Below are 23,281 nucleotides of genomic sequence, written 5' to 3' on the forward strand. Positions count from 1 at the left end.
AATGAAAAAACAAGAAAATAAAAAAAATATTTTTAAATATTTAAATATATATAATCAAAATTATATAGAAAATATTTTTTTAAAATTTTTAAAAAATAAGTCTAAATTTAAAAAAGAATGGAAATTTTTTTTTAAAAATTTATTAAATATTAGTAATAAAAAAAAAAATATAATAAAAAAATATGATATAAAAAATCTTATATTTACTTTCAGATCATATGGTCATATTATAGCAAAAACAAATCCAATAAAAAAAAATAGAAAAAATATTAAACAATTTTTATATTTTAAAAAAAAATATAAATTTCTTACTAAAAAAAAAGATATTAAAAAAAAAATTGAATTAGATTATATAAAAATATATAAAAAAATGAAAAAAATATATACAAATTCAATAGGAATAGAATATATGCATATGGAAGTAACAAAAGAAAAAAATTGGATAAAAAATTCTATAGAAAAAAAAAATAAAAATAAATTTAATATTAAAAATAAAAAAAAATTATTAAAAGATTTAATAAAAACAAATTATTTTGAGAAATATTTAAACTTGAAATTTTGTGGTTCAAAAAGATTTTCTTTAGAAGGTTCTGAAATAGTTTTACCTATGATTAAAGAAATAATAAAAAATTCTACAAAAAATAATATAAATAGAATAATTTTAGGAATGTCTCATAGAGGAAGAATAAATATACTTAGAAATATATTTAAAAAACCATTAAAAAAAATATTTAGTGAATTTGATAATATAAATTTAAATGAAGAAAACAAAATTGATGATGTAAAATATCATTTAGGATATAAAAGAAAAATTTTTATAAAAAATGAAAAAATATATTTAGAAATAAAAAATAATCCATCTCATCTAGAATCCATTTATCCTGTAGTACTAGGATCTAGCAAATTCTATCTAGAAAAAAATTTAAAAAAAAAAAATAAAAAAAATATATTACCTATATTAATACATGGAGATGCATCTATAAGTGGCCAAGGAATAGTACAAGAAACACTAAATATGTCTAGAAATAAAGGATTTAAAACAAATGGGTCAATTCACATTGTAATAAATAATCAAATAGGATTTACTACATCCGAAATTTCGGAAATGAGATCAAGTAAATATTGTACAGATATATCAAAAATAATTTCTTGCCCTATATTTCATGTAAATGCAGACTTTCCAGAAAAAGCAATTTTTATAATAAATTTGGCTATGAAATTTTTAAAAAAGTTTAAAAAAGATATATTCATAGATGTAGTATCTTATAGAAAACATGGTCATCATGAGTCAGACGATCCGATTGCAACTCAACCTCATATGTATAATATTATAAATAAACATTTACCTTCATACAAAATATATGAAAAAAAATTAATAGAAAAAAATAAAATATCTTTATTAAAAGTAAAAAAAATAAAAAAAAAATATAATACTATTCTTGAAAAAAAATATGATGAGTATAGAAAAATATGCAAAAAAAATTATAAAAGAAAAATTATAATAAAAAATAAAAAAAAAAAACATATTAAAAAAAAATATATTAGTTTTTCAGAATTAAAAAAAATATCTATAAAAATAAATACAATACCTAAAAACATGAATGTACATAAAATAGTTAAAAAAATATATAATAATAGAATATTAATGTCTAAAGAAAAAATAAAATTTGATTGGAGTGCATCAGAAGCTTTATCCATAGCTACTTTGTTAAAACAAGGTATTTCATGCAGAATATCTGGAGAAGACGTAGCTAGAGGAACTTTTTTCCAAAGACATGCTATTATATATGATCAAATAAAAAAAAAGTCTTATATACCTTTATCAAAAGTAACAAAAAAAAGTAATTTTGGTATATGGAATTCATCATTATCTGAAGAATCTGTTCTTGCTTTTGAATATGGATATTCTATATCATCTAAAAAAGTTATTAACATATGGGAAGCTCAATTTGGAGATTTTGCAAATTCAGCACAAGTAATAATAGATCAATTTATATCATCAGGAAAAAAAAAATGGGGTGAAGAATGTAAACTAATAATGATGTTACCACATGGATATGAAGGGCAAGGCCCAGAACATTCTTCTTCAAGATTAGAAAGATTCTTACAATTATCTTCAGAAAACAATCTTCAAATAGTTTATCCTACCACTTCTGGACAAATGTACAATATTATATATGATCAAATATATAAAAAAAATTTTTGTCCTTTAATAATAATGTCACCAAAATCTATGTTAAGAGATCATAGATCTTTTTCTTCTTTAAAAGAAATATATTTTAATAAATTTAAAAGTATAATTTATAAAAAAAAAAAATGCTATAAAAATATAAAAAAAATAATTTTTTGTTCAGGTAAGATTTATTATGAACTAAAAAATACGATTAAAAAAAATAATATTACTAATTTATTAATAATAAGAATAGAAAGATTATATCCATTTCCTAAAAAAAAAATAAAAAAAATATTAAATTTATGCAAAAATTCTAAAAATTTTATATGGTCTCAAGAAGAACCTAAAAATCAAGGAGCATGGTATTTTATAAAAAAAAATATGAAAAAAATAATTCCAAATACTATTTCATTAAAATGCATTAGTAGAAAATCTTCGTCTTCAGTTGCAACAGGATATATGAAAATACATATGAAAGAACAAGAAAAAATAATAAAAAATTCTTTATATTAACAGGAAAAAATATAAAATATGAATGATAATATAATTAATATATATGCTCCAGAATTCCCAGAATCAGTAACAAATGCAACTATAATAAATTGGGAAAAAAAAATAAATGAAAATTTAAAAAAAAATGAAACTATATTAGAAATAGAAACAGATAAAATAATAATGTCAGTATCATCACCATCTGATGGTATACTAAAAAAAATTTACAAAAAAAAAGGCTCTAGCATAAGTTCAAAACAAATATTAGGTAAAATAGTAAAAAATATTAAAGAAAATAAAAAAATATATGAAAAGAAAATTTCTCCTTCTGCTAGAAGATTAGTTAGAGAATATAATATAAATGAAAAAAATATAAAAAATATAGAAAAAAAAAATAGAATAACAAAAACAGATATAAAAAAAATAATAGATAATAAGAATAAAACATTTAAAACAAAAAATGAAAATAAAAGTTTTAATTTGTTAAAAAAAGAAAAAATAAAAAATAGTTATACTATTTCAATGAGCAATTTAAGAAAAAAAATATCTGAAAGACTTAAAAAAACTCAAAATAATGCAATAATGTTAACTACATTTAATGAAGTTAATATGAAAGAAATAATTAAAATAAGAAATAAATATAAAGAAAAATTTTTATATAAATATAAAACAAAATTAGGATTTATGTCTTTTTTTATAAAAGCGGTAGTAGAATCTTTAAGAGAATTTCCAGAAGTAAATACTACTATTGATGGAGAAAAAATTACATATTATAATTGTTATAATATAAATATAGCTATATCTACTAATAAAGGACTAATAGCTCCAATAATAAAAAATATAGATCTTATGAGTATGCAAGAAATAGAAAAAAAAATAATAGACTTAAAAATTAAAGCAGAAAAAAATAATTTAAAAATATCAGAAATGTCATCAGGAAGTTTTACAATATCTAATGGTGGTGTTTTTGGATCATTATTTTCTACTCCAATTATAAACCCACCTCAAACTGCTATATTAGGAATAAATAAAATTAAAAAAAGACCTATAGTAATAAAAAATAAAATAAAAATAAGACCAATGACATATTTATCTTTGTCTTATGATCATAGAATAATAGATGGAAAAAATTCTATAAATTTTCTTAAAAATATAAAAAATATTTTAGAAGATTTTTCTAGATTTACACTTCAAATTTAAAAAAAATAAAAACTATAGATATTTTAAATATTAATATAAATCTATAGTTTTAAAATAAATAAAATATAACATTTTATTAAAACATTATAAAAATTAAAAATATATTATATGAATATTGTTTTTTATAAAAAATGATAGTAAAATAAAAAATATAATAAAAAATTTTTTATAAAATGTTTATTATAAAAATAATATAGTGTATTTTATGAAAAAAATAGAATTAGTTTTAATAAGACATGGTGAAAGTGTTTGGAATAAATTAAATAAATTTACAGGATGGAAAGATATAAATCTTTCAGAAAAAGGTAAAAAAGAAGCTAATTTTGCAGCAGAATTATTATTAAAAAAAAATTTTATTTTTGATATGGCATTTACTTCATTATTAAAAAGATCAATATGTACTGCATGGATAATATTAAAAAAAATAGACAGATTATGGATCCCAGTTCATAAATCATGGAGGTTAAATGAAAGACATTATGGAGCTTTACAAGGATTAAATAAACAAGATGTTTCATTAAAATATGGAAAAGAAAAAGTTCAAGAATGGAGAAGAAGTTATAAAATAATGCCTCCAAAAATTAGTTTAAAAGATAAAAATTTTCCAGGAAAAGATCCAAAATATTATCAATTAGAACCTAGCATGATACCTAGATCAGAAAGTTTAAAATGTACTATAAATAGAGTGTTACCATATTGGAATAAATTTATTTTACCTGAATTAAAAAAAAAAAAAAAAATTATTATAGTAGCTCATGGAAATTCTTTAAGAGCATTAATAAAATATTTACATCATATAGATGAAAAAGATATTTTAAAATTAGAAATTCCAACAGGAAGACCAATTATATATGAATTTGATGATGAAATACAACCAATAAAATTTTTTTATTTATAAAAATATAGATATAATTTTAAAAAGGATATTACAAAATATGATAAGAAAAATAGGGGTATTAACTAGTGGTGGTGATGCCCCAGGCATGAATGCTGCTATTAGAGGGATAGTAATAACAGGAATAAAATCAGGAATGGAAATATTTGGTATAAAGGATGGATTTTTAGGGCTATATAGAAATAAAATAAAAAAATTAAATATAAAAATAGTATCTGACATGATAAACAAGGGAGGAACATTTTTAGGATCTTCTAGATTTCCAGAATTTAAAGAAAAAAAAAATAGATATATTGCAATAAAAAATTTAAAAAAAAAAAATATAGATTCCTTAATTATAATAGGTGGAGACGGATCTTATGTAGGAGCTCAAAAATTGAATGAAATGGGAATTTCTTGCATTAGTATTCCTAGCACTATAGACAATGATGTTTCAGGAACAGACTACACTATAGGATATTATACTGCTTTAGAAACAATAGTAAAATCTATAGATAAAATAAGAGATACATCTATATCTCATAAAAGAATTTCTTTAGTAGAAATTATGGGAAGAAATTGTGGAGATTTAACTTTACTGTCTTCCATAGCTGGTGGTTGTGAATTTTTAGTAATACCAGAAAATAAAATTTCTAAAGAACAATTATTGTTAGAAATATTGAAAGAAATAAAAAATGGAAAAAAACATTCTATAATAGTAATTACAGAAAATTTATATAATATACAATCATTAGCTAAATATATAGAAAAAAAAACTAATAGAGAAACTAGAGCAACAATTTTAGGACATGTTCAAAGAGGAGGAGTTCCTGTAGTTTACGATAGAATATTAGCATCTAGAATGGGTTCTTATGCAATAGAAATATTAAAAAAAGGATTTTCAGGAAGATGTATAGGAATAAAAAATGAAAAGATTGTACATAATAGTATAAAAGAATCTTTAAATGATATTAAGAAAAATTCAACACAATATTGGTTGAATTTATCTAAAAAATTATTCTAAAAATTTTTCAACAATTTTTATTATTGGAAATAGTGTCTTTACTTCTAAAGAAGCCCCTCCAACTAAAATACCATCTATATATTTTTTAGAAATAAAATTGTATACATTTTCTTTTGATATTGATCCTCCATATTGGACTATAACATTATTTTTTTTAAAAAATACATCTTTTTCACAAATATAACTTTTTATAAAATTATGAATATCATTCACATAATTTGGATCTGCTGAAATACCAGATCCTATAGCCCATATTGGTTCATACGCAATTATTGAATTTCTAAAAGCTTTCTCTCCAACTTCAATAAAAATTGAATCTATTTGATTTTTAATAAATATTTTAGATTTATTAAAATTTTCTTTAAAATATTCACCTATACATAATACAGGAGTTAAACCATTTTTTTTAACAATTTTGAATTTGCAAGCAACAATTTTATTGTTTTCAAAGTGATTAGTTCTTCTTTCTGAATGTCCAACTATTACATATTTTACATTAAAATCTTTTAACATATAAATAGAAGTTTCTCCTGTAAATGCTCCTTTTGTATGAATGTCTACATCTTGCGAAGCTATAATTATTTTACTGTTTATATTTTTTAAAATTTCATATAATTGACTTAAATATATTATAGGAGGAGATATAGATATATCACTTTTTACTCTAAATTTTATACATAAATTATTTAGTTCTATAAAAAATTTACTTAACATATTTTTTCTTCCATTTAACTTCCAATTACATAATATTAGCATATTTTTACCTAAAATATTTTTATCTGAACTAAGTTACTGTTTTATGTCAGTAACTTAGAGAAGATTTTATATAAAACACAAAATTATTTAATAAATATAGTTTTATATATTTTTAAATAAAAAAAAAATAAAAAATTTTAAAAATTTATATAATTAAAATATATTTTTAAAAATATAAAATTTATTATTTTTTAATTTTATCTTTTTTAGAAAAAATATTTTTTTTTATTTTTTTTAAAAAATTTTCTATAAAAGATATATTAACTATTCTATTCTTTCTATCAAAATTATCTATTTTAAATTCCATTTTATCATTAAAATTTGTTTTTAAAAAAGAATCTTTATCTATAAAATTATTAGATAAATTTAATTTTAATATAGCTTTTACTCCTTTAGAAAGATTTACATATATTTTTTTTTTTTCAATTTTATAAATTGTTCCTTTAATAATAGATTTTTTTTTGTGTTTTTTTACATATTTTTCAAATGGATCTTCTTCTAATTGTTTAATTCCTAAAGAAATTCTTTCTCTTTCTACATCAACCTGTAAAACTACAGCAGTAATTTTTTTATTCTTTTTATATTTTTTTACTGATTCCTCTCCAGAAGAAAACCAAGAAATGTCTGATAAATGAATTAGTCCATCTACATCTCCTATCAATCCAACAAATATTCCAAAATCAGTAATAGATTTTATTTTACCTTCTACAAAATCTCCTTTTTTATATTTCTTAGAAAAAATTTTCCATGGATTTTTTGTACATTGTTTTAAACCTAAAGATATTCTTCTTCTTTCTTCATCTATATCTAATATCATAACTTTTATATTACTATTTAAGTTAGTTATTTTAGAAGGATGTATATTTTTATTATTCCAATCCATTTCAGAAATATGAACTAAACCTTCTACTCCTTCTTTTATTTCTACAAAACATCCATAATCAGTTAAATTAGTTACTTTTCCTAATATTTTTGTTCCTATTGGATATTTTTTAGAAATATCTGTCCATGGATCTTTACTTAATTGTTTTAATCCTAAAGATACTCTTATTTTATTTTTATCAAACTTTAAAATTCTTATTTTTATCTTTTCTCCTAATTTTACTATTTCATTAGGATGTTTAACTCTTTTCCAAGCCATGTCAGTAATATGTAAAAGACCATCTACACCTCCAAGATCTATAAAAGCTCCATAATCTGTTAAATTTTTAACTATTCCTTTAACATTAGTTCCTTCTTTTAAATTCTTTAATAATTTATTTCTTTCTTCAGCATTTTCAAATTCTATTACAGCTTTTCTAGAAACTACTACATTATTTCTTTTTTTGTCTAATTTTATTACTTTAAAATCTAATATTTTACCTTCTAAATCATTTGTTTCTTTAACCGGTCTAATGTCTACTAATGAACCAGGAAGAAAAGCTCTTATTTCTTTTAATTCTACTGTAAAACCACCTTTTACTTTTCCATTTATAGTACCTTGTACATTTGAAACATTTTTATGAGCTTTTTCTAATTTTTTCCAAGATTCTTTTCTTTTAGCTTTTTCTCTAGATAATATTGTTTCTCCAAAACCATCTTCAACAGTATCTAAAACAACTTCTATAGAATCACCAATTTTTATATCTAATTTACCATTATAATCTTTAAATTGATCTATAGATATTCTAGATTCTGATTTTAATCCTGCATCAACTATAACAACATCTTTTTCTATATCCATTATAGTTGCAATTACTACAGAACCTGGTTTTGTTTGAATATTTTTTAAAGATTTTTCTAACAAATCTGTAAATGATTCATTCATATTTATAAATTTTAATATTATTTAACATAAATTTTGTGTCCTACAAAAAATAGTTATATTTTTTTTACTAATTATTTTCCTTATTTATTAGATGAAATACATATATTTTATATGCAAAAACTTAAAATATTTATAAAAAAATAAAATATTATTTTTTTTAAATATTAATACTTTTTTATAAAATTATAATAATTATAAAATTGAAATAATTAAAAAATATTAACTATATATTTTTATAATAACATTAAAATTAACACTAAAATAATAGTCTTGCAACTAACAAAAATATCATATAACAAATGATTTATTAATTTAATATTTTAAATTAATAATCTAAAAAAAATATTTTTTTATTTATTAATAAACTAAATTAAAAAAAAATTATTTTTTAAAATTACTAATAGAAAAAAGATTTTTAAAATATTTAGGAAAAGTTTTATTTACACAATTTGGATTTAAAATAGTTATTTTTTTTTCAGATAATGCTATTAAAGAAAAACACATAGCCATTCTATGGTCTTCATAAGTTTTTATATCGCAAGATATAAAATCTTTTGGAGGACATATTTCTATAAAATCTTTTCCTTCTTTTACAATAGCTCCTATCTTTTTTAGTTCTGATGACATTGCGCTAATTCTATCAGTTTCTTTAACTCTCCAATTATAAATATTTTTTATAATTGTTTTTCCTTTAGAAAAAAGAGCTAATATAGCCACTGTCATAGCAACGTCAGGCATATCATTCATATCTAGTTCTATAGAATTTAAATATTTTTTAGTAACTATAATACTATTGCTATTTACAATAGTACTAGCTCCCATTTTTTTTAAAATTTTTATAAATTTTGTATCTCCCTGTATACTATTTTTTCCAATTCCATTTACTTTTACTGATCCTCCTTTTATAGCTGCAGCTGCTAAAAAATAAGATGCAGAAGAAGCATCTCCTTCTACAAAAAAACATTTTGGAGAAATATAATTTTGATTCCCATTAATTTTAAAATAATAATAATCTTTATTAAAAACTTTTACACCAAAAATCTTCATTAATTTTATAGTAATATCAATATATGGTTTTGAAACTAACTTTTTTGTTATAAAAATTTCTGTATTATTTTTTACTAAAGGAGATGCAATTAATATAGAAGTTAAAAATTGACTAGAAATTTTTCCATTCAAATAAATTTTTCCTCCAGAAAATCCTCCTAGCACATTTATTGGAGGAAAACCATATATTTTTTTATATTTTATTTTAGCTCCACCAATTTTTAAAGCTTCTACTAAATGTTTTACAGGTCTACAGTTCATTCTATCGTTTCCATATAATTTTACATTATTTTTATATAAAGAAAAAATTGAAATTAATGGCCTCATAGCTGTTCCAGCATTTCCTAAAAAAATAGAAATTTTTTTTTTAAAATTAAATTTTTTTTTTGAACCTACTACAGTTATAGTGTTATTTTGTTTATTGCATTCTATTAAAAATCCAATTTTTTTTAAAGCTTTTATCATATATTTAGTGTCTTCACTAAATAAAAAATTTCTTATTATAGTTTTACCACTAGAAAGAGATGATAAAAGTAATACTCTATTAGAAATACTTTTTGAACCTGGTAAATTAATTTCTCCATTTACTTTTAATATTGGATGTATAGTAATTTTTTTTTGCATAAATTTCCTATAAAATTTTTATAAATATTTAAAATAATTCTATATATTAAAAAAAATTATCCAAATTTTTTTTCAAATTTTATCATAAAATTTGATAATTTTTTTACTCCTTCTAAAGGCATTGCATTATATATGGAAGCTCTCATTCCTCCAAATAAACTATGACCTTTTAGATACATTAGACCTTCTTCTTCAGATTTTTCTAAAAATTTTTTATTTAAACTATTTTTTTTTAATCTAAACGTTATGTTCATAATAGATCTATTTTCATTATTTATATCATTTATATATAAATAAGAATTATCAATTGTATCATATAACAATTTTGCTTTTATAAAATTGTTCTTTTCTATTTTTTCTATGCCTCCATTTTTTATAATCCATTCAAAAACAAGACCTGACATGTACCATGAAAATGTAGAAGGAGTATTAAACATAGAATTATTTTTATAATTTATAGAATAGTCTAAAATAGAAGGAGTATATTTATTATTATTAAATAACAATTTTTTTTTAATTATTAATATTGTAATTCCAGAAGGTCCTATATTTTTTTGAGAGCTGGCATATATAAGATCATAATTTTTTATTTTAATTTTTCTAGATAATATAGAAGAAGAAAAATCTCCAACTATTAAATTTTTATAAAAATTAGGTTCTTCATGTATAGCGATACCTTCAATAGTTTCATTAGGACAATAATGAATATATTTTGACGTATTATTAATATTCCATTTAGACATTTTTAAAATATATTTTTTTTTATTTTTAATTTTTTTAACATTTATTAAATTAATTTTAGAATATTTTACAGCTTCAAAATAAGCGCTCATAGACCAATAACCAGTATTTATGTAATCTGCTTCTTCATTAAAACTATTTAACAAATTCATAGGTATAGCAGAAAATTGACCTCTAGCACCTCCATGTAAAAACAAAATTTTATAATCATTTGGTATTTTTAATAAATTTCTAAAATTTTTTTCTATCTTTTTTGTCATTAAAAGAAACATATTACTTCTATGACTAATTTCTATTATAGAAGAACCTGAATTTTTCCAATTTAAGAATTCTTGTTTAGCTTTTTTCATAACATCTATTGGTAACATAGAGGGACCTGCACTAAAATTATAAATTTTATACATTATTTTAATAATAGAATATTTTATAAAAATAAAAATTTTATATTTTTTTATATTATATAAATTCTAATCCTTTCATATATCGATTTTTTAAAATATTAGGTATTTTTATTTTACCATTTCTGCATTGATAATTTTCCATTATTGCAGCTAAAGTCCTACCAACAGCTAATCCTGAGCCATTTAAAGTATGTACATATCTCTTATTTTTATTTTTATCTAAAAATTTTATATTAATTCTTCTTGATTGAAAATCTTTCATATTAGAGCAAGAAGATATTTCTATATATCTTTTTTGATAAGGAAACCAAACTTCTAAATCATATGATTTTGAAGAAGAAAATCCAATATCATTTGTACATATAGACATTTTTCTATATGGAAGATCTAATAATTTTAAAATTTTTTCTGCATGTTTAGTAATATTTTCTAAACAATAGTTTGATTTTTCAGGATGAACAAATTGAACCATTTCTACTTTATCAAATTGCTTAGTTCTTATTAAACCTTTATTTTTAGTTCCATAAGATGTGTTTTCATTTCTAAAACATGGAGTATTAGAAACAAAAAGTAATGGTAATTTATTTTCTGTAATAATATTGTTCATAAACAAATTAGTTAATGGAACTTCTGAAGTAGGTATTAAGAAAAATTTTTCTTTTTTCAAATATTTTTTAACTTTATCTTTATTAAATTTAACAGAAATTAAATCTCTATAAAATCTAGGAAGTTGACCTGTTCCATACAAACATTTTTCACGAACTAAATAAGGAACATAAATTTCTACATATCCATGATTTTCTATATGAACATCTAACATAAACTGTATTAATGATCTATATAATAATAATAATTTATCTTTTAAAATAAAAAAATTAGATCCAGACATTTTAGAAGCATTATAAATATCTAAATTTTTTTTTCCAAGTTCTATATGATCTTTTAATTTAAAATTATATTTTTTTATTTTACCCCACTTATAAACTTCAAAATTATCTTTAAAATCTTTTCCAAATTTAGTTTTTTCATCAGGTATGTTAGGTATTGTATAATAATATTTTAAAATTTTTTTTTCTAATTTACATAAATATATTTTTTTTTTTAATAAAATTTTATTACATTCTATAACTTTTTTTTTTAAAGTTTTATAATCTTTTTTAGCTAATTTTAAAAAACCAATTTTTTTAGAAGTTTTATTTCTATAACACTCTAAATTTTCTTTTTCAAACTTAATTTTTTTTATTTTTGTATTAATATCATTAATATAGTTTATATCTAAAATAAATCCTCTACTTTTTAATTTCTTATAAAATATATTAATATTATTTTTTAACAAATTAATATCTAACATATTATGTTTTTATAATTAGTATTGTTTTTTTAATTAAAGTATACATTATTTATACAAAATATAAATTAAATCAAAATTTTAAACATATAAAAATATCAAATTATGTATACTTATAAAATATAATTATAATATAATATTTTAAAAGTATATACAAAAAAAATATGATAATATTTATTAAAAATAATAATGAAAATTAAAATAATAAAAAGTAATTTAACAATATTAGGATCAGGACCTGCAGGATACACAGCATCAATATATGCATCTAGATCTAATTTATCACCTATATTAATAACAGGAGAAGAAATTGGTGGACAATTATTAAAAACAGAAAAAATAGAAAATTGGCCTTCTCAGTATGAATCTATAAGTGGTAAAAAATTAATGAAAAATTTTTATAAACATTCAAAAAAATTTGGTACTAAAATATATGAAGAAAAAATAATAAAAGTAATTTTTGAAAATTATTTAATAACTTTAATTAGTGAAAATGTTATATTTAAATCACATGCATTAATAATAGCAACTGGATCTATACCAAAAAAATTAGGAATAAAATCTGAAAAAAAATTTATTGGAAAAGGTATTTCTTCATGTGCTTTGTGCGATGGTTTTTTTTATAAAAATAAAATTGTCGCAATAGTAGGAGGAGGAAACTCTGCTATAGAAGAAGCAATATATTTATCAAAAATTGTAAAAAAAATATATTTAATACATAGAAGAAATACGTGGAAAGCTGAAAAAATATTAGTAGATAGATTACTACAAAAAACAAAAACTAATAAAATAAAAATTTATTTAAATTATGAAATAAAAAAAATATATGGGAATAATAATAACATAAATAAAATAAAAATATTATCAAAAAAAACTAAAAAAAATAAACAAATTTATATTTCTGGTTTATTCGTATCTATAGGATATATACCTCAAACAAATTTATTTAAAAAAAAATTAAAAATGGAAAATGGATATATAAAAACAAATTTTGGAAAACATGGAAATTTTACATCTACTAGTCAACCAGGAGTATTTGCTGCAGGTGATGTAATCGATCATGTATATAAACAAGCAATAACTTCATCTTCTTCTGGATGCATGGCTGCTATAGATGCTGAAAAATATTTGTCTAATATAAAAAATAAAATATAAATAAAAGAAGAAAAATATGATAAAAGAAAAACAAATAGAAATACAAGGAACTGTTATAGAAACTCTTCCAAATACAATGTTTAGAGTAGAATTAGAAAATGGTCATAAAATTATTGCACATATATCAGGAAAAATGAGAAAAAATTATATAAGAATACTTACTGGAGACAAAGTTACAATTGAAATGACACCTTATGATACAGAAAAAGGAAGAATAATATTTAGAAGTAGATGATATTAATATTAAAAAATATTTTAAATTTTTATTTTTTTTAAGTTTTAGGAATATAAAAATGAGAACAGAATATTGTGGAAACATTTCTATAAAATTTTTACTAAAAAAAGTATATTTATGCGGATGGATAGAAAAAATAAAAAATTTTGGACATTTTTTATTTTTTTATATAAAAGATGTAACAGGATATATTCAAATAATTGTAAAAGAAAAAAATATAAAAAATTTTAAAAAAATAAAAAATTTAAAAAATGGATTTTGTGTACAAATATTAGGAATTGTAATTAAAAGATATAAAAATAATATAAACAAAAAAATTATTAATGGAGATATAGAAATTGTTGCAGAAAAAATAAATATTTTAAGTAAATCTAAAAATATTCCTATAGATTTATTAAAAAAAAATAAAGAAAAAAATAGATTAAAATATCGTTATTTAGATTTAAGAAATGAAAATATGCAAAAAAATTTAATAATAAGAAGTAAAATTATTTACATAATACATAAATTTATGCAAAAAAATAATTTTATACACATAGAAACACCAATAATAACTAAATCTACACCAGAAGGAGCTAGAGATTATATAATACCTAGCAGAAAACATATAGGAAAATTTTATGCATTACCTCAATCTCCTCAAATATTCAAACAATTAATTATGATATCTGGATTTGATAAATATTATCAAATAGCTAGATGTTTTAGAGATGAAGATATGAGATCGAATAGACAACCAGAATTTACACAGATAGACTTAGAAGCTTCTTTTATAGACGAAAAAAAAATTAAAATAATTTCTCAAAAATTAATAAATAAAATTTTTAAAAAATTTTGTAAAATAAAATTTAAAAATATTAAAACCATAACTTATAAAAAATCAATTAAAAAGTATGGAACAGACAGTCCAGATATTAGAAATCCATTAAAAATAATAGAATTAACAAAATTATTTAAAACAGACTATATTCTAAAAAAATATAAAAAAATTATAGGAATATATATACCTAAAAAAAATAATTTATCTTTAAAAAAAATAACACATTATAAAAATCTTATAAAAACATATAATATTAATAATTTTTTTTTTATAAAAGTTTTAAAAAATATTAATAATATTAATATATATAAAGACATAAAAATAAATAAAAAAATAATAAAAAAATTAATTAAATTATATAAAATCAAAGAAAAAGACATAATAATAATGTTTATAACTAATAAAAAAAATATTTATAAAAAATTAGGAGAAATAATAAAAAAAATTGCAAATGATTTTAATCTAATAGACAAAAATTCTTATAAAGCTATATGGATAACAGAATTTCCTATGTTCAAAAAAAATAAAAAAGGAAAATTTTCTACAGTTCATCATCCTTTTACATTACCAAAAACAAAATCTATAAAAAAAATAAAAAAATATCCCAAAAAAATATTATCTAGATCTTACGACCTAGTAATAAATGGAAAAGAAGTAGGAGGAGGATCTGTGAGAATAAACAATGTAAAAATGCAAAAATTAATATTTAAAATAATAAATTTATCTAAAAAAGAACAAAAAGAAAAATTTGGTTTCTTTTTAAATGCATTAAAATATGGACCTCCTCCACACTCAGGAATAGCTTTAGGTCTAGACAGAATAATGATGATTATTACAAAAAATTTAGATATAAAAAATATAATTGCATTTCCTAAAACATCTAAGTCTTCATGTATTATGACAAATGCTCCTGACAAAATAAAAAATTCTTTTTTAAAAAAATTATATATTAAAATAAAAAAATAATATTATTACGCTTTTAAAATTTTTATAAAATTATTTTTTATATTTACATTATTGCTTTGTTTAAAAATTACTATTAAATCATTTTTTTTTATAAATTTATTTTTTAAAAGAAAAAAAATAACTTTTTTTTCTATATATTTTTTTTTAATTATTTTTTTTAAATAAACAGGAATAATTCCTTTACATAAAGTTAAATAATTTAAAATATTTTTATTATATGAAAAATAAAATATTAAATTTTTAGAAAACGTTCTAGAATAAATTAAAGATTTTTCTTTAGATTTATATATATTTATTATAGCTGAAACATGTTTTATATTATTCGACATGTGTACAGCAGAAGAAGATATAATTTGATTTATATTTTTTTTTTCATAAAAATTTGTTTTAAATTTTTTATTACAAAAAATTTTTTCAACTTCTATACAAATTTTACTCATACATAAAACTGTTTCTGAAGGATATTTTCCTGATGCAGTTTCAGCTGAAAGCATTACTGCATCAGCTCCATCTAATATAGAGTTAGAAACATCCATTACTTCAGCTCTTGTAGGAAATGGATTGTTTATCATAGATTCCATCATTTGAGTTGCTATTATTGTTATTTTGTTAAATTTTATAGAACTTTTAACAATTTTTTTTTGAGCTAATGCTATTTTTGACTCACTTATTTCTACACCTAAATCTCCTCTAGCTACCATAACAGCATCTGAAGCTATTATTATTTTTTTCATTATAGAATAATTATTTACTACTTCAGCTCTTTCTATTTTTGCAACTATTTTTATATCTCTTCCATAAGAATTAATTAATTTTTTTACAATATTTATGTCTTTATATGATTTAGGAAAAGAAATAGCTAAATAATCTAAATTTACTTTAGAAGAAAAAATTATATCTTTTTTATCTTTATTAGTAATAGATTTTGCTGACAAACCTCCACCTAATTTATTTATTCCTTTATTATTTAATAAAATTCCACCCATAATAACTTTTGTAATTATTTTTTTTTTTTTAATACATTTTACTTTTAAAGAAATTCTTCCATCATCTAACAACAAAATATCTCCATTATATAAATCTTTATATAAATTTTTATAATTTATACCAACAGAATTTTTATTTCCATATTTATTTTTTAAATTATAGTCTAATATAAAAATATCATTTTTTTTTAAAAAAATTTTTTTATTTTTAAATTTAGATATTCTTATTTTAGGACCTTGTAAATCTCCTAAAATTCCTATATTACAATTTAATTTATTTCTTAAAAAAAAAATCATTTTAATTTTTCTTAAATGATCAGTTTCATTTCCATGAGAAAAATTTAATCTAAATACATTAACACCATTAATAATCATTTTTTCTAAAATTTTTATATTATTTGTAGAAGGACCCATAGTAGCTATTATTTTAGTTTTTTTTAACTTTTTCAAAATATAATTCCTTTATATAAAATTAAATTGTGTTATTTAACAAATAAAACATAGAATATATAATTAAAAAATTTTAAAATATAAAAATAAAAATATTAAATTTTAATTAACTAAAACATTTATAATATTATTAAAAAATTTAAACAATACACTTTTTTTTAATATTAAAAAAATAAAAATATAAAAAATTATTTTTAAAATAATATAATAATAGTAAACATAATTATATATTAATTATAATATTATTAAAATGTTTTGAAAAATTAATAAAAAATAGGAAAAATATATATGAAGAATAATAATTATGATTTTGTAATTTTTGGTGCTAAAGGTGATTTATCACGAAGAAAATTATTTCCAGCATTATATAAATTAGAAAATAAAAAAATGTTATATAAAAAAACTAAAATAATAGGAGTAGGGAGAATAAATTGGACAAAAAATGATTTTTCCAAATTTGTAAAAAAATCTTTAAAAAAATTTTTAATAGAAAAAATAAATAAAAATACATGGAACAATTTAAAAAATAGATTGACTTTTTGTAATTTAGATATATGTGATACAAAAAATTTTTATAAATTAAAAAAAAAAATAAAAAAAAACAAAATTATAATTAATTATTTTGCAATACCTTCTAATTTATATTCAAAAATATGTAAAGGACTATATAAATTTAATTTAAATTTAAAAAATTCAAGAATAGTTTTAGAAAAACCAATAGGAAATTCTTTTTCAACGTCTAAAAAAATAAACAAAAAAATAGGAAAATATTTTGAAGAATCCCAAATATTTAGAATAGATCACTATTTAGGAAAAGATACTATAATAAATTTATTGTATTTAAGATTTACTAATTCAATATTTTATAATAATTGGAATAACAAAAGTATTGATCATGTGCAAATAACTATAGCAGAAAAAATAGGAATAGAAGGTAGAAATGAATATTTTAATAAAACAGGTCAAACTAAAGACATGTTTCAAAATCATATTTTGCAAATATTAACTATAATAACTATGAAAGAACCAAAAAAAATAAATTCTAAAAACATAAGAAAAGAAAAAATAAAAATATTAAAAAAACTACATTTTATAAAAGAAAAAGAAATACATAAAAAAACTGCAATAGGACAATATTCTTATGGAAAAATTAATAACATAAAATTATCATCATATAATTCAGAAATTTTAGAAAAAAAAAATAGTAATACTGAAACATTTGTATCTATTAGGGTAGATATAAAAAATAAAACATGGAAAGGAGTTCCATTTTATATAAGAACTGGAAAAAGATTACCTAAAAAATGTTCTAAAATAGTGATAGTCTTTAAAAATACTACACCTAAAATTTTTGATAAATTTTCAGATTTCATTAATAATAAACTTGTTATATATTTAGAACCAAATGAAAGAATATATTTAAAATTTTTAAATAAAATTCCAAGTTTAAATAAAAAATGTAAATTAAAAAGTTCAAAAATGTATTTTAAGTATTCAAAAACATTTAAAAACAAAAATATTCCAGACTCTTATGAAAAACTTTTATTAGAATGCATATTAGGAGATCAATCTTTATTTGTTCATGTAGACGAAGTAAAATATTCTTGGAAATGGATAGATAATATAATTAATATTTGGAAAAAAGTTTCTAAAAAATCTGAATTATATTTATCAGGAACATGGGGTCCTTCTCTATCTAAAAAAATTATTGAAAGAGATGGAAGAAAATGGATATAAAAATATTTTTAAAAAATATTATTAAAATAATTTTTTTTATAAAATTTATTTTAAAATTATTATATAATAAAAATATAAAATTAATAAAATTAAATTTTTATTTTATTTTAAAAATAAAAATTTTAATTAATTAAAACTTTTTATAAATATTTTTAAAAATATGTCATTATATAATTTATTATAAAATTTTGTAAAAGTAAAAATAAAATTAAATAATATGTTAAAATTTCTTGTAAGTATAAAAATATATTTATATATTTTTATATATAATATTATCTTTTAAAAAATTTTTATATTTAAAATAAAATATATTATTAAAATATATATTTATATGATATAATAAGATATAAAATTTTAATTTTATAAAATCTATAATTAAAAAATATTATTTATATATTTTATTTATAAAATATTTTATTTATATATAAAATATGTTATTATTTATAAAAATTATATTTTTTTTAAAATAAAAATTTATTTTTATATCGTGGTCGATAACCACGTTAGGTAAGACAAGTTACAATTCTGTTTATGTATGGCATTTTTAAATTAAAATTTTTAGAACAAAGTAGTTGAAATTACTTATCTTTTGAATCTTAAATTCATGCCTCATGCAGTAATGTTTCTAGTTTATCTATACGTTATATGTTTAGACCTATATAAATATATTCAAAGGAAAAATTACAAAAATGGCAAAAATAAAAGGTCAAGTTAAGTGGTTCAACGAATCTAAAGGTTTTGGTTTCATTACACCGGAAGATGGAAGCAAAGATGTTTTTGTACATTTTTCTTCTATACAAAGTGAAGGATTTAAGACTTTATCAGAAGGGCAAAACGTAGAATTTGAGATTCAAGATGGTCAAAAAGGTCCAGCCGCTGTTAACGTATCTTCTATATAAACATGAATAAAAATAGAATATTATAAATTTTATTTTATGATTGTTTTAATTTTATATGTGCCTTTACAAAAATGTTGTAAAGGCGCTGTATATAAAATTTTTTAAATAATTAATTTTTAAAAAATATATATATTTAAAACTGTTAATTTTAAATTTTATAATAAAGTTTATTATTTTTTATTTTACGGAGTATTTAATGGAGATAATTTTAGATCCGTCTAATTGGGCCGGTCTATTAACTTTAATTATTTTAGAAGTAACATTAGGAATAGATAATTTATTATTTATAACAATTATATCAAATAAATTACCTCCATATCAAAGAGATAAAGCTAGGATAATAGGTTTAAGTATTGCATTATGTATTAGATTAATATTATTATTTTTAGTATCTTGGATTACAACACTAAATAATACTATTATTCAAATAAAAAGTTTTAAATTTTCTAGTAAAGATATAATACTATTTTTTGGAGGTATATTTTTATTATTTAAAGCAATAACAGAATTGAATGAAAGATTAGACCATACAAAAAGTATAAAAATAGAAAATAAAATATATAATAGTTTTTGGTTCGTAATATTACAAATAGTTTTATTAGATGTAATTTTTTCTTTAGATTCAGTAATTACATCTTTAGGAGTAGTAAATAAATTATCTATGATGATATTATCTATGATAATTGCTATGATAATAATGTTATATGCTGCTAAAATTATTACAAAGTTCATAAATAAACATCCAACAATAGTATTGTTATGTATCAGTTTTTTGTTAATGATAGGTCTTAGTTTAATAGCAGAATCAACTGGGTTTTTTATACCAAAAGGATATTTATATGCAGCTGTAGTATTTTCTACATTAATAGAACTATTTAATCAAATAGCAAAAAGAAATTTTATAAAATATCAGTCTAGCATGCCTATGAGAAAAAGATTAGCTGAAATAGTTATAAAATTAATGTCAAAAAAACAAAAAAAAGAATTTATAAAAAGGGAAAAATTTAAAAAAAATAACTATATATCTAACTCTAAAAGAGAAAATGAAGAATTTAAGGATGAAGAAAGATATATGATGCATGGAGTTTTAACTTTAGCGCTTAGATCAATAAGAAGCATAATGACTCCAAGAGGAGAAATTTCTTGGGTAAATTCAGAACACAAAAATAGTAAAATTAGATCTCAATTATTAAAAAGTCCACATAGTTTGTTTCCAGTATGTAAAGGAGAATTAGATAAGATTATAGGAATAGTTAGAGCAAAAGAAATGTTAATAGCTCTAGAAAAAAAAATAAATATATTAGATTTTTCTTCTAAAACTTTACCAATAATAATACCAGATACTTTAGACCCAATAAATTTACTAAAAATATTAAGAAAATCAAAAGGTAATTTTGTAATAGTTACAAATGAATTTGGAGTTATACAAGGTTTAATAACACCATTAGATGTTTTAGAAGCCATAGCTGGAGAATTTCCGGATGCAGATGAAACGCCAGATGTAATAGAAGAAAAAAATAGTTGGTTAGTTAAAGGAAATACAGATTTACATTCTTTAGAACAATTATTAAATGTAAATAAATTAGTAGATAAAGAAAAAAAATGTGCTTCTTTAGCTGGTTTATTAATTGCAAATACAGGAAATATACCAAATATAGGAGAAACTATTAAAATAAATAATCTAGAATTTACTATTTTAAAGTCAAACAGATATAAAATAAAGTTAGTAAGAATAAAAAAAGTTAATTTATAAAAAACAAAAATATAATTAATATAAAAAATGAAAAAAAATATTTTATCTTTAGATAGTTCTAACAAAAGTTGTTCTGTAGCATTGTTAATTAAAAAAAAAATAGATTATATATTTAACAAATGCAAAAATAATTATGAAGAAAAAATTTTTCCAATGATTAAAAAAATAATAAATAGAAATAAAATAAATATAAACAATATTAAAATAGTTGCTTATTCCAATGGGCCTGGAAGTTTTTCTGGAATTAGAATATCTTCTAGTATCGCAAAAAGTTTTTTTTTAAATAAAAAAATAAAATTATTTGCTATATCTTCATTAAAAATAATTGCAGAAAATTTCTGGAAAAAATATAAAAAAAGAAATTTAATAGTATTAATTAAAAACAAAAAAAATAATTTTTTTTATGGAAAATATTATAGAAAAAAAAATGGTATATGGATTGGTAAAAATACAGAAAAAATAGTTACTTTAAAAAAATTAATAAAAAAAATTATAAAAATAAAAAATATAAATATTTCTGGAAAATTTGAAAAATTAGAAATAAAAAAAGCTTTAAAAGAAATAAAATTTAAAAAAAAAATATTTTTTTTTAAAATAAAATTTCCAAATGCAAAATATATAATATATATAGTTCAAAAAATATTAAAAAACAAAATAATTAGAAATGATTCATCATCTTTTCCTAAATATTTAACATAGAAACTAATTACTTATCTTTTTTTAAAAAATTTATATATAATTCTAATATATAGAAATTTTTATTTTTTTTTTCATTTATTTCTACATTATATAGTTTAGAATCTGTTTTTAAATATTTTTTTATGGTAAAAATAATATCATTTTTTAAATTTTTTAAATTACTTATCTGAAAATTATTTTTTTGATTTTTTGAAATTATGTAATTAAGTCTTTTTTTTGCAATACTAGCTGTATTTTTATTATTAGAATAGAAAAAATATAAAAATGACATATAATTTTATCTCCAAAACAACCATTTTAAAAAACTTTTTTCTTTTTTATAAATTTTTATTGGAATCTTTTCTCCTAAAAATCTTTTTACAGTATCTTTATAAGATCTTCCAGAAATAGAATTTTTTTCTAAAATTATTGGAATTCCTTTATTAGATGCATTTAATATAGAAGAATCTTCTGGTATTATTCCTATTATAGGTATTTTTAAAATGTCTAATATATCATCTAAACTTAACATCTGACCGCAATCTACTCTTTTTTGATCATATCTAGTTAATATTAAATGTTCTAATATAGGTTTTTCTCCTGTTTCTGATCTTTTAGAAGTAGAAGAAATTATTCCTAACATTCTATCAGAATCTCTAACTGAAGAAATTTCTGGATTGGCTACTATTATAGCATCATCTGCAAAATATATAGATATAATAGCACCATTTTCTATTCCAGCAGGGGAATCACAAATTATAAATTCAAAATTCATATCAGACAATTTTTTAAAAACTTTGTTAACTGAATCTTTTGTTAACACACTTTTATCTCTAGTTTGAGATGCAGGTAATATATATAAATTATCTATTCTTTTATCTTTTATCAAAGCTTGATCTATAGATATATCATTATTTAAAACATTAACAAAATCATATACTACTCTTCTTTCACATCCCATAACTAAATCTAAATTTCTTAAACCTATATCAAAATCTATTACTACAGTTTTTTTACCTAATTTTGCTAAACCTACAGATATAGAAGCACTTGTTGTTGTTTTTCCAACTCCACCTTTTCCTGAAGTAACTACAACTATTCTACTCATTAATATA

Annotated in this window: 19 protein-coding genes; 11 read left to right on the forward strand and 8 right to left on the reverse strand. The window is 19.1% G+C overall.

Translation table 11 applies throughout. The annotated features are described in order from the left end of the window. Position 1 precedes the first annotated feature (1 nt). The 4 genes from RJT18_RS01000 to pfkA all read left to right on the forward strand — a co-directional run bounded on the left by RJT18_RS01000 (position 2) and on the right by pfkA (position 5,763). Positions 2–2,686, forward strand: a complete 2,685-nt coding sequence (locus RJT18_RS01000) for a 2-oxoglutarate dehydrogenase E1 component (RefSeq protein WP_343154575.1) — start codon at positions 2–4, stop codon at positions 2,684–2,686. A gap of 18 nt (positions 2,687–2,704) precedes the next feature. Then, the gene (gene sucB, locus RJT18_RS01005; protein WP_343154576.1) at positions 2,705–3,865 is read left to right on the forward strand and encodes a dihydrolipoyllysine-residue succinyltransferase; all 1,161 of its coding nucleotides are present in this window, start codon (positions 2,705–2,707) and stop codon (positions 3,863–3,865) included. A 205-nt stretch (positions 3,866–4,070) separates the two neighbouring features. Beyond that, entirely contained in the window at positions 4,071–4,763 is a 693-nt protein-coding gene (gene gpmA, locus RJT18_RS01010; RefSeq protein WP_343154578.1) for a 2,3-diphosphoglycerate-dependent phosphoglycerate mutase, read from the forward strand. A gap of 37 nt (positions 4,764–4,800) precedes the next feature. Further along, a complete protein-coding gene (pfkA, locus tag RJT18_RS01015) occupies positions 4,801–5,763 on the forward strand; it encodes a 6-phosphofructokinase (RefSeq protein WP_343154579.1) in 963 nt (320 codons plus the stop codon). On the opposite strand, the gene tpiA is transcribed toward pfkA, so the two are convergent. The 5 genes from tpiA to serS form a co-directional block, all read right to left on the reverse strand. Further along, positions 5,755–6,519 (reverse strand): triose-phosphate isomerase, encoded by a 765-nt coding sequence (tpiA, locus tag RJT18_RS01020; RefSeq protein WP_343154580.1) that lies wholly within the window; start codon positions 6,517–6,519, stop codon positions 5,755–5,757. The two genes, pfkA and tpiA, sit on opposite strands and share 9 nt — an antisense overlap. A 184-nt stretch (positions 6,520–6,703) precedes the next feature. Further along, positions 6,704–8,326 (reverse strand): 30S ribosomal protein S1, encoded by a 1,623-nt coding sequence (gene rpsA, locus RJT18_RS01025; RefSeq protein WP_343154581.1) that lies wholly within the window; start codon positions 8,324–8,326, stop codon positions 6,704–6,706. A 381-nt stretch (positions 8,327–8,707) separates the two neighbouring features. Then, complete coding sequence (aroA, locus tag RJT18_RS01030; RefSeq protein WP_343154583.1) at positions 8,708–9,997, reverse strand: 3-phosphoshikimate 1-carboxyvinyltransferase; 1,290 nt, start codon at positions 9,995–9,997, stop codon at positions 8,708–8,710. A gap of 56 nt (positions 9,998–10,053) precedes the next feature. Continuing rightward, positions 10,054–11,142, reverse strand: a complete 1,089-nt coding sequence (gene serC, locus RJT18_RS01035; RefSeq protein WP_343154584.1) for a 3-phosphoserine/phosphohydroxythreonine transaminase — start codon at positions 11,140–11,142, stop codon at positions 10,054–10,056. Between the two features lie 52 nt (positions 11,143–11,194). Then, positions 11,195–12,490: a serine--tRNA ligase gene (serS, locus tag RJT18_RS01040; protein WP_343154586.1), complete on the reverse strand. Its 1,296-nt coding sequence runs from the start codon at positions 12,488–12,490 to the stop codon at positions 11,195–11,197. A gap of 186 nt (positions 12,491–12,676) precedes the next feature. Between serS and trxB the strand changes: the two genes are divergently transcribed. From trxB to aspS, 3 genes are read left to right on the forward strand one after another with little or no spacing between them, the layout of a single operon-like run. Beyond that, positions 12,677–13,642, forward strand: coding sequence for a thioredoxin-disulfide reductase (gene trxB, locus RJT18_RS01045; RefSeq protein ID WP_343154587.1), 966 nt, complete (start codon positions 12,677–12,679; stop codon positions 13,640–13,642). A 16-nt stretch (positions 13,643–13,658) separates the two neighbouring features. Beyond that, positions 13,659–13,877 carry a translation initiation factor IF-1 gene (infA, locus tag RJT18_RS01050; protein WP_343154588.1) on the forward strand — a complete coding sequence of 73 codons (219 nt, stop codon included), beginning with the start codon at positions 13,659–13,661 and terminating at the stop codon, positions 13,875–13,877. A gap of 58 nt (positions 13,878–13,935) precedes the next feature. Beyond that, complete coding sequence (aspS, locus tag RJT18_RS01055; protein WP_343154590.1) at positions 13,936–15,663, forward strand: aspartate--tRNA ligase; 1,728 nt, start codon at positions 13,936–13,938, stop codon at positions 15,661–15,663. 5 nt (positions 15,664–15,668) lie between these two features. On the opposite strand, the gene pyk is transcribed toward aspS, so the two are convergent. Further along, on the reverse strand, positions 15,669–17,102 hold the full coding sequence (gene pyk / locus RJT18_RS01060) for a pyruvate kinase (protein ID WP_428994280.1): 1,434 nt from the start codon (positions 17,100–17,102) through the stop codon (positions 15,669–15,671). A 285-nt stretch (positions 17,103–17,387) separates the two neighbouring features. On the opposite strand from pyk, the gene zwf reads away from it, so the two are divergent. The 4 genes from zwf to tsaB all read left to right on the forward strand — a co-directional run bounded on the left by zwf (position 17,388) and on the right by tsaB (position 22,187). Next, a complete protein-coding gene (zwf, locus tag RJT18_RS01065) occupies positions 17,388–18,836 on the forward strand; it encodes a glucose-6-phosphate dehydrogenase (RefSeq protein ID WP_343154593.1) in 1,449 nt (482 codons plus the stop codon). A gap of 689 nt (positions 18,837–19,525) precedes the next feature. Continuing rightward, positions 19,526–19,735, forward strand: a complete 210-nt coding sequence (cspE, locus tag RJT18_RS01070; RefSeq protein WP_343154594.1) for a transcription antiterminator/RNA stability regulator CspE — start codon at positions 19,526–19,528, stop codon at positions 19,733–19,735. 196 nt (positions 19,736–19,931) lie between these two features. Continuing rightward, on the forward strand, positions 19,932–21,488 hold the full coding sequence (locus RJT18_RS01075; RefSeq protein ID WP_343154595.1) for a TerC family protein: 1,557 nt from the start codon (positions 19,932–19,934) through the stop codon (positions 21,486–21,488). A 27-nt stretch (positions 21,489–21,515) separates the two neighbouring features. Then, entirely contained in the window at positions 21,516–22,187 is a 672-nt protein-coding gene (gene tsaB, locus RJT18_RS01080) for a tRNA (adenosine(37)-N6)-threonylcarbamoyltransferase complex dimerization subunit type 1 TsaB (protein ID WP_343154596.1), read from the forward strand. Between the two features lie 7 nt (positions 22,188–22,194). Here tsaB and minE read toward each other — a convergent pair whose 3' ends face one another. Continuing rightward, positions 22,195–22,458, reverse strand: a complete 264-nt coding sequence (gene minE / locus RJT18_RS01085) for a cell division topological specificity factor MinE (RefSeq protein ID WP_343154598.1) — start codon at positions 22,456–22,458, stop codon at positions 22,195–22,197. Between the two features lie 6 nt (positions 22,459–22,464). Continuing rightward, on the reverse strand, positions 22,465–23,274 hold the full coding sequence (gene minD / locus RJT18_RS01090) for a septum site-determining protein MinD (protein ID WP_343154599.1): 810 nt from the start codon (positions 23,272–23,274) through the stop codon (positions 22,465–22,467). Positions 23,275–23,281 lie beyond the last annotated feature (7 nt).

Source organism: Buchnera aphidicola (Pseudoregma panicola) (assembly GCF_039376655.1).
Taxonomy (GTDB): Bacteria; Pseudomonadota; Gammaproteobacteria; order Enterobacterales; family Enterobacteriaceae; genus Buchnera_G; species Buchnera_G aphidicola_C.

What these genes read in the sequence shown, in the direction of transcription:
- serS (WP_343154586.1), bottom strand. Translation starts at nt 12,490, where the DNA reads ATGTTAGATATTAATTTGTTAAAAAATAATATTAATATATTTTATAAG.
- trxB (WP_343154587.1), top strand. Translation starts at nt 12,677, where the DNA reads ATGAAAATTAAAATAATAAAAAGTAATTTAACAATATTAGGATCAGGA.
- gpmA (WP_343154578.1), top strand. Translation starts at nt 4,071, where the DNA reads ATGAAAAAAATAGAATTAGTTTTAATAAGACATGGTGAAAGTGTTTGG.
- serC (WP_343154584.1), bottom strand. Translation starts at nt 11,142, where the DNA reads ATGTATAAAATTTATAATTTTAGTGCAGGTCCCTCTATGTTACCAATA.
- rpsA (WP_343154581.1), bottom strand. Translation starts at nt 8,326, where the DNA reads ATGAATGAATCATTTACAGATTTGTTAGAAAAATCTTTAAAAAATATT.
- sucB (WP_343154576.1), top strand. Translation starts at nt 2,705, where the DNA reads ATGAATGATAATATAATTAATATATATGCTCCAGAATTCCCAGAATCA.
- minD (WP_343154599.1), bottom strand. Translation starts at nt 23,274, where the DNA reads ATGAGTAGAATAGTTGTAGTTACTTCAGGAAAAGGTGGAGTTGGAAAA.
- zwf (WP_343154593.1), top strand. Translation starts at nt 17,388, where the DNA reads ATGAAGAATAATAATTATGATTTTGTAATTTTTGGTGCTAAAGGTGAT.
- aspS (WP_343154590.1), top strand. Translation starts at nt 13,936, where the DNA reads ATGAGAACAGAATATTGTGGAAACATTTCTATAAAATTTTTACTAAAA.
- RJT18_RS01000 (WP_343154575.1), top strand. Translation starts at nt 2, where the DNA reads ATGAAAAAACAAGAAAATAAAAAAAATATTTTTAAATATTTAAATATA.
- tpiA (WP_343154580.1), bottom strand. Translation starts at nt 6,519, where the DNA reads ATGCTAATATTATGTAATTGGAAGTTAAATGGAAGAAAAAATATGTTA.
- tsaB (WP_343154596.1), top strand. Translation starts at nt 21,516, where the DNA reads ATGAAAAAAAATATTTTATCTTTAGATAGTTCTAACAAAAGTTGTTCT.
- minE (WP_343154598.1), bottom strand. Translation starts at nt 22,458, where the DNA reads ATGTCATTTTTATATTTTTTCTATTCTAATAATAAAAATACAGCTAGT.
- RJT18_RS01075 (WP_343154595.1), top strand. Translation starts at nt 19,932, where the DNA reads ATGGAGATAATTTTAGATCCGTCTAATTGGGCCGGTCTATTAACTTTA.
- cspE (WP_343154594.1), top strand. Translation starts at nt 19,526, where the DNA reads ATGGCAAAAATAAAAGGTCAAGTTAAGTGGTTCAACGAATCTAAAGGT.
- aroA (WP_343154583.1), bottom strand. Translation starts at nt 9,997, where the DNA reads ATGCAAAAAAAAATTACTATACATCCAATATTAAAAGTAAATGGAGAA.
- infA (WP_343154588.1), top strand. Translation starts at nt 13,659, where the DNA reads ATGATAAAAGAAAAACAAATAGAAATACAAGGAACTGTTATAGAAACT.
- pfkA (WP_343154579.1), top strand. Translation starts at nt 4,801, where the DNA reads ATGATAAGAAAAATAGGGGTATTAACTAGTGGTGGTGATGCCCCAGGC.